At 75.2% G+C, this 6799-nt stretch carries 7 protein-coding genes; 4 read left to right on the forward strand and 3 right to left on the reverse strand.

The genetic code is table 11. The annotated features are described in order from the left end of the window. Nucleotides 1-25: 25 nt before the first annotated feature. Nucleotides 26-1189 carry a S8 family peptidase gene (locus tag ACF053_RS25055; RefSeq protein ID WP_391956017.1) on the reverse strand — a complete coding sequence of 388 codons (1164 nt, stop codon included), beginning with the start codon at nt 1187-1189 and terminating at the stop codon, nt 26-28. A 439-nt stretch (nt 1190-1628) separates the two neighbouring features. Between ACF053_RS25055 and ACF053_RS25060 the strand changes: the two genes are divergently transcribed. Then, complete coding sequence (locus tag ACF053_RS25060) at nt 1629-2930, forward strand: helix-turn-helix transcriptional regulator (RefSeq protein WP_391956018.1); 1302 nt, start codon at nt 1629-1631, stop codon at nt 2928-2930. Nucleotides 2931-2955: 25 nt separating this feature from the next. Here the strand turns inward: ACF053_RS25060 and ACF053_RS25065 are convergent, their stop codons facing one another. Together ACF053_RS25065 and ACF053_RS25070 are read right to left on the reverse strand one after the other, a co-directional pair. Continuing rightward, on the reverse strand, nt 2956-4314 hold the full coding sequence (locus ACF053_RS25065) for an RNA polymerase sigma factor (protein ID WP_391956019.1): 1359 nt from the start codon (nt 4312-4314) through the stop codon (nt 2956-2958). A gap of 38 nt (nt 4315-4352) precedes the next feature. Then, the gene (locus tag ACF053_RS25070) at nt 4353-4700 is read right to left on the reverse strand and encodes a YciI family protein (RefSeq protein ID WP_391956020.1); all 348 of its coding nucleotides are present in this window, start codon (nt 4698-4700) and stop codon (nt 4353-4355) included. A gap of 289 nt (nt 4701-4989) precedes the next feature. Here ACF053_RS25070 and ACF053_RS25075 point away from each other — a divergent pair, with 289 nt between their 5' ends. The 3 genes from ACF053_RS25075 to ACF053_RS25085 all read left to right on the forward strand — a co-directional run bounded on the left by ACF053_RS25075 (nt 4990) and on the right by ACF053_RS25085 (nt 6660). Continuing rightward, on the forward strand, nt 4990-5160 hold the full coding sequence (locus ACF053_RS25075) for a hydrophobic protein (RefSeq protein WP_391956021.1): 171 nt from the start codon (nt 4990-4992) through the stop codon (nt 5158-5160). 441 nt (nt 5161-5601) lie between these two features. After that, the gene (locus tag ACF053_RS25080) at nt 5602-5769 is read left to right on the forward strand and encodes a hypothetical protein (protein ID WP_391956239.1); all 168 of its coding nucleotides are present in this window, start codon (nt 5602-5604) and stop codon (nt 5767-5769) included. Between the two features lie 231 nt (nt 5770-6000). After that, on the forward strand, nt 6001-6660 hold the full coding sequence (locus ACF053_RS25085) for a DedA family protein (protein ID WP_391956022.1): 660 nt from the start codon (nt 6001-6003) through the stop codon (nt 6658-6660). Nucleotides 6661-6799 lie beyond the last annotated feature (139 nt).

Here is a 6799-nt window from a genome sequence, read left to right on the forward strand (position 1 = left end):
GTCGGCCGCACCGGCGGGGTGGGGGTCAGAGCGTGGACTTGAACAGCAGCCGGTTCGGGGTGCTGCCGACGTTGCCACCGATGACGTTGGTGGTGCTGTTGGCGGTGAGCCAGTTGTTGACGGTGGAGCTGGAGGCGTCACCGTACGTCGACTTGTACAGGGCGGCCACGCCGCTGACGTGCGGCGAGGCCATCGACGTGCCGCTCATCGCCGTGGAGCCGCCGCCCGCCCGGGCCGAGGAGATGCTGACGCCCGGCGCGTACAGGTCGGTGCAGCTGCCGTAGTTGCTGAAGCCGGCCTTGCGGTCGGAGGAGTCCGACGCGGCGACCGTGATCGTGCCCGAGGCGCTGGCGGGGGAGACGTTGCACGCGTCCTGGTTCTCGTTGCCCGCGGCGACGGCCAGGTGGACACCGGAGTTGGCCAGGGCCGTCGCGGCGTTGTTGAGGGCCGCGGAGTAGCCGCCGCCCAGCGAGGCGTTCGCCACCGCCGGCTTGACCGCGTTCTGCCGGACCCAGTCGAAGCCGGCGATGATGCCGGAGAAGGAGCCGGAGCCCTGGCAGTCGAGCACGCGCACACCGCGCAGCTGGACGCCCTTGGCCACGCCGTACGTCGTACCGCCGACGGTGCCCGCGACGTGCGTGCCGTGGCCGTTGCAGTCCTGGCCGTTGCCGCCGAAGGCGTCGAAGACGTTGCGGGCACGGCCGCCGAAGTCGCTGTGCGCCGTGTCGATGCCCGTGTCGATGACGTACGCCGTCACGCCGGAGCCGTTGCGCGTGTAGGTGTACGTGCCGTTGCGGCCGCTGCGCTGGTCTATGCGGTCCAGTCCCCAGGGGGCGTTGGTCTGGGTCGCCGAGGCGCTGATCTTCTGGTCCTCCTCGATGGAGAGGACGCGCGAGTCCCGCTGCAGCTCGTCGAGCTGAGTCGCGTTCAGGTCCGCGGCGAAGCCGTTGAGGACCTTCCGGTACACGTGGCGGGTCCGGACGGACTCGCCCTTGGCGAGACCGGCCGGGTCCGCACCTGCCTTGAGCGTCACGATGTAGCGGCCCTTGATCTCCTGGGCGGCCGGAGCCTGGGCGACCGCGAGGAGGGGAGCCGGCGTCGGCTCCACGGCCGTGGCGGCGGAGGCGGCGGCCGGGATCATGCCCACGGGGAAGGCGAGGGCGAGGGCGGCGATGTGAATTCTGCGCATGGGGAAGCGAACACCTCATCGTGAGGCCGGCTGAGGGGTGCAGCCGGTGTGGGGGCGCACGGCGCCGAGCGGGCGGGCACCGGGGTGACCGTCCCGTCGGGGATGGCGGCGTGCGGGGGATGGACCAGCGCGGCACGGCGGCGGACGTCGTGCGGCTGGGGTGCGGCGTGCGTCAGCGGGTGCGTCGTCGGTGCGGGACGAGGGCCCGCACCGGCCGGGCACTGCTCCTCGTCGCGGCGCCGGCGCGCACCGGGAGGACGGACCGTGAGGCGGGGTCGCCGCCCGGCCGGTCCGCGCGTTTCTCGGCGCGGCCCCGAACATAGCGACGCCGACGGCGGGTTGACCACGGCCGAATCAGGCGTGACCGGGGGCGGACACACGGGGGCGGCGGGGGTCCGGCCATGGCCAAGGCGCCGACCGCGGCTCTAGGGTCCTGTGCATGTCACGCAAGACCGCGCGTCTCCGTCCCGGGGAACCACCCTTCGCATCGCCCGCCGAGGCTCCCGACACACCGGTCGGCGCGCCGGGGGAGTCCCGGGGGGAACCGGACGCCGGACACGGCGACGTACTGGCGGCGGCCCGAGCCGCCTACGAGACCCTTCTGCACCGGCACGACCGGAGCCCCGGGCACGACCGGCCCGGCCCGGCCGACCGTGACCACGACCGGAGGGACGACCGACCCGCCCCGGACGACCCGACCCGTCGGCACGCCCCGGACGACCGGGAGGACAGCACGGCAGCGGGTACCGCTCGCGTCGGCGGGACGGCTGCCGGCACCGGCCCCGCCGCCCCCACGGAGGCCGCCGCCCCGCCCCCCGCGGCCGGTGCGGCCGTCACCGTCCCCGGTGACGTGCAGCTGCCGCCCGAGGTGCGGCGCTGGCTCACCGAGCGGCGCCTGCTCGACGAGCGGCGCCGGCAGGTCCAGTCGCCGCAGCGCGCGCTGCACGAACTCCTCGCCGAGCACCGGTCACGGATCGACCGGTGCCGGGAGGACCTCCACCGCGGCCTGGAAGCCTTCGACGACGTCCTGCGCCTCCTCCCCGCCACGACGCCGGCGACGCGGCGGGAGACGGTCGAGGCGGAGTTCTTCGACGACCGCGCCCGGCTGCGCGGGCGGATCGAGGACCTCGACGCGCTCTGCCAGGACCAGGTCCTCGGCATGCGCACCGGTTTCCCGGAACGGGACGTCCTGGAAGACGGTCTGGAATCCGACCTGCGGATGCTGGAACGCGGCGTGGAACTCCGCCTGCTCGTCTCCGCCCGCGCCCTGCGGCGCACCGGTGTCGCCCACTACCTCTCGGCGCTGATGGACCACGGCGCCCAGGTGCGGGTCGCCTCGACCGTGCCGCTCCACCTGAACGTCGTCGACCGGACCGTCACCGTCATGGCCGTGGGAACGGGGGAGGGCCGGGACGACTCCTCGGGTGACGTCATCCTCCACAGCCCCCGTCTCGCCGACTGCTTCGCCCGGGTCTTCGACCACCACTGGGGTGTGGGCCGCCCCGCCACGGCGGACGTGAAACCGGCAGGCGCCGGTGCCGCGCCCGAGGACTACTCGCCCAGGGAGCGCGAGGTGCTGGCCCTGCTCGCCGCCGGGGCGAAGGACGAGGCGATCGCCCGCCGACTGGGCTGCTCCGAACGCACCCTGCGCCGTCTGCTGACCGCGCTGGTGGGCAAGCTCGGCGCGGACAGCCGCTTCGCGGCGGGTGTACAGGCGGTACGCCTCGGCCTGCTCGACTGACGGCCTGCTCGACGGACGTCCGCCGTCAGGGACCCCCCGGACCGTCCGCGCCGCCCGGGCGCGCGTCCGTCGCGCTGCCACGCGCCCGCGCCCCGTCCGGGCGTGGTGGTGCCTCCAGGGCGTCGAGGACGCGCCGCAGGCGGGTGCGCTCCGCCGTCGTCCCGGCGAGTTCGAGCGCCCGCCGGTAGCTCCGCGCGGCCTCCTCCCGCCGGCCGAGGCGTTCCAGCAGGTCGCCCCGCGCGGCGTGGAACGGGTGGTAGGCGCGCAGCCGCCGCCCGTCGGCCCGGTCGCCCGAACCGCCGTCCGGCGGGCCGGGCCCCCCGTCCGCCAGCGCGTCGAACAGCGCCAGCCCCGCCGCCGGGCCGTCACGCATCGCCACCGCCACCGCCCGGTTGAGGGCGACGACCGGTGACGGGTCCAGGCGCAGCAGCACGTCGTAGAGCGCGGCGATCTGCGGCCAGTCGGTGCTCACCAGGTCCGGCGCCTCGTCGTGCAGGGCGGCGACGGCCGCCTGCACCGCGTACGGGCCGGGCGGGCCACCGGTCAGCGCCGCCGGCACCAGGGCGAGGCCCTCGTCGATCATCGCGCGGTCCCAGCACCCGCGGTCCTGCTCCGCCAGCAGCACCATCTCCCCGCCCGGGCCCGTGCGGGCCTCCCGCCGCGCGTGGACCAGCAGCATCAGGGCCAGCAGCCCGGTGACCTCCCGCTGTGCCGGCAGCAGCCGCCGCAGGATCCGCGTCAGCCGGATGGCCTCGGCGGCGAGGTCCGGCCGCTGGAGGTCGGGCCCCGAGCTGGCCGCGTACCCCTCCGTGAAGAGGGAGTACAGCACCTGGAGCACCCCCGGCAGCCGCTCGGGCAGCTCGTCCGGGTCGGGCACGCGGAACGGTACGCGTGCCTGGCCGATCTTCTTCTTGGCGCGCACGATCCGCTGCGCCACGGTCGCCGTCGGCAGGAGGTAGGCCCGCGCGACCTCCGGCGTCGTCAGCCCGGCGAGGCAGCGCAGCACCAGCGCCCCGCGCACCTCGTCCGGCAGGGCGGGGTGCGCGCACGTGAAGAACAGCCGCAGACGCTCGTCGGGCAGGTCGGCACCGGTCCCGGTGCCGGCGTCGGCGGGCGGGGCGGGCTCCGCCCGCTCCGCCTCCGCCCGCAGGACACCGAGCCGTGCGGCGTACGCCCGGTCCCGCCGCAGCCGGTCGACGGCCCTGCGCCGGGCCGTGGTCAGCAACCAGGCACCCGGCCGCTCGGGGACGCCGCGCTCCGGCCAGTGCACCAGCGCCGCCTCGATCGCCTCGGAGGCGGCCTCCTCGGCGAGGTCCAGATCCCCGAAGCGGCGGACCAGCGAGGCGAGGAGCCGGCCGTGCTCCTCCCGGAACACCGCCTCCACGGCCCGGTCCGCCCCGGGTGCCCGCCCTCCCACGGCGCTCAGGCCCCGAAGTCTGCGACGGGTCGCACGACGACCGCGCCACCGCCGCGCGCACCGGGGCAGCGCGCCGCCCAGTCGAGCGCGGCGTCCAGGTCGGGGACGTCGATCACGTAGAAACCGCCCAGTACCTCGCGGGTCTCTGCGAACGGACCGTCGACGACCGACCGCCGCCCGTCCTCGCCGACCCGGACCGTGGTGGCGGTGACCAGGTCCGCCAGCGACTCGCCCGAGACGAGGACGCCCGCGTCCCGCACCTCCTCGTCGTACGCCATCCACTCCCGGACGTCGCAGCCGGCGGCGCCGCTCCCGTCGACGGCACCCGCGTTGATCAGCAGCATGTACTTCACGGTCCGAACTCCTGTCACCTTCGTGGCTCGCGTGCGGCGGGGTCGCCGCACACCATGACGACGAACGCCGCACGTCCGGATCGACAACCCGGGGAAAGAAATTCTCCGCGCGGCTCCCCGACCCGGCTCACCCCCCCCGCGGGCCCCGCCCGCCCCGCCCACGGGCCCCGCCCGCCCCCCGTCCGCTGCCGCCACCTGCGCTCTCGGGGCCACGCCGGTGACGGCACGGACAAGCCGAACGTGTGTATGGGGCGAGGCGGGGCACACGTGGGAGCGGAGGTTGATAACTATGGTTCCCCTGCTTCTTGTCCTTCTGCTCGCGCTCATCCTGTTCGGTGCGGGCTTCGCGCTCGAGGCGCTGTGGTGGGTCGCGGTCATCGTGCTCGTGGTGTGGCTCCTGGGCTTTGTCATGCGCTCGGCCGGTGCCGGCGGCAAGCGTGGACGCTGGTACCGCTGGTAGACGCGTCCCGCATCCGACGCCGCGGCCCGCACTCGAACGCTCGAGTGCGGGCCGCGGCGCTTCCGCGCGGGCGCCGGGTGCCGGACCGGTCACATCGACCCCCGTAAGAGGTCGCCGACGGGGTAGCCGACAAGGCACGGCCCGGGGCGGCGGCCGTGCCATCGCAGGGACCGGCACCTCCAACGGTCACCGCCCCGGGTCCTCCGGGTGCCGGGATGCGCGCGGAACAGCCGCGGACACGCACGGTCTCCCTGCGGGAACCACGCGCGGGACCATGTGCCCCCCAGAGTCGTGAGCCACGCCCCCACGCGGGGCTCCGGGTTCCTGCGGCCGGAAGACGCCGGCGCCCCTGATCGACATCCCCCGCCCGGCCGGTCTGAGCGGGCGAAGCCGGGGAAGACGAGCAGCACCACGACGACGAATGGGGTTCCCATGCTGGGTATGGCCGCAGCGGTGCTGTTCTTCATCGCGTTCCTGATCAACGCCGCAGACATCGCGACGAACGACGTGTTCTCGTCCGGGAACATCATGCTCCTCGGTCTCATGGCGCTCGCCCTGCACGTGGCGGGCATCGGCGGCAGCCGGATGGGTCGGGGCCGCGGACGCTGACCGGGAAGCGGCCCGGTCGGGGCCCGTGCGCCCCTGGGGCGCCTCGCCCGGGGCGGGCCGCCCGACCGGGTGGGGCACGCGCCCGGTACGGCGGTTCGCGTGGCCTGGCCGCCGCGGGCCGCCCTACCGGCCGTCGGACGGCCGCACACCGGCGCCGACCTGTTCTTTCTCATTTCGGAGGCGGACCGGGGCGAGGGGCCCCGGCGACCGAGAGCCAGCAGGGAGTCTCGTATGCAGCACATGTCCGTGGCCGCGGCACACCAACCCGAGGGCGGCGTCGCGGGGTGGGTCGTCGACCTCGTCGACACCCTGGGCGGGCCCGGAGCCGGCCTGGCCATCGCGCTGGAGAACCTCTTCCCACCCCTGCCCAGCGAGATGATCCTGCCGCTGACCGGGTTCGCCGCCACCCGGGGCGTGCTGTCACTCCCCTCGGCGCTGTTCTGGACGACCCTCGGATCGGTCGTCGGAGCCGTCGCGCTCTACTGGATCGGCCGGCTCTACGGCCCCGACCGCGTGCGGGCGATCTGGGCGAAGCTGCCGCTGGTCAAGGCCTCCGACCTGGAACGCACCGAGGAGTGGTTCGCCAGGCACGGAACCAAGGCGGTGTTCCTGGGTCGGATGGTGCCCGTCTTCCGCAGCCTGATCTCCGTGCCCGCCGGCGTGGAGCGCATGCCGCTGCCCGTGTTCGTCGCGCTGACCACGCTCGGCAGCCTGATCTGGAACTCCGTCCTGGTCCTGGCGGGCTACTGGCTGGGCGACCAGTGGTCGGTCGTCGACACCTACGTCGGCGTCTTCACCAAGGTCGTCCTCGCGCTGCTCGTCCTCGCCCTCGTGGCGTACGTCGTACGACGCCGGGACGGCAGGAAGGCGCACCACCGGCACACCTCCTGACGGACCGCCCGCCCGCGGGAAGGCCGCCGCGGCGCCCCCCCCCCGGGGGGGGCGGGGCGGGGGGGCGCGGGGGGGCCCCCCGGCGGGCCGCCCCCAGCCCGGGCGCCCCCCGGCGGGTGCGGCGGGGGGCGCCCCCCCC

This window comes from Streptomyces kanasensis (genome assembly GCF_043077165.1).
GTDB classification, from domain to species: Bacteria; Actinomycetota; Actinomycetes; order Streptomycetales; family Streptomycetaceae; genus Streptomyces; species Streptomyces changanensis.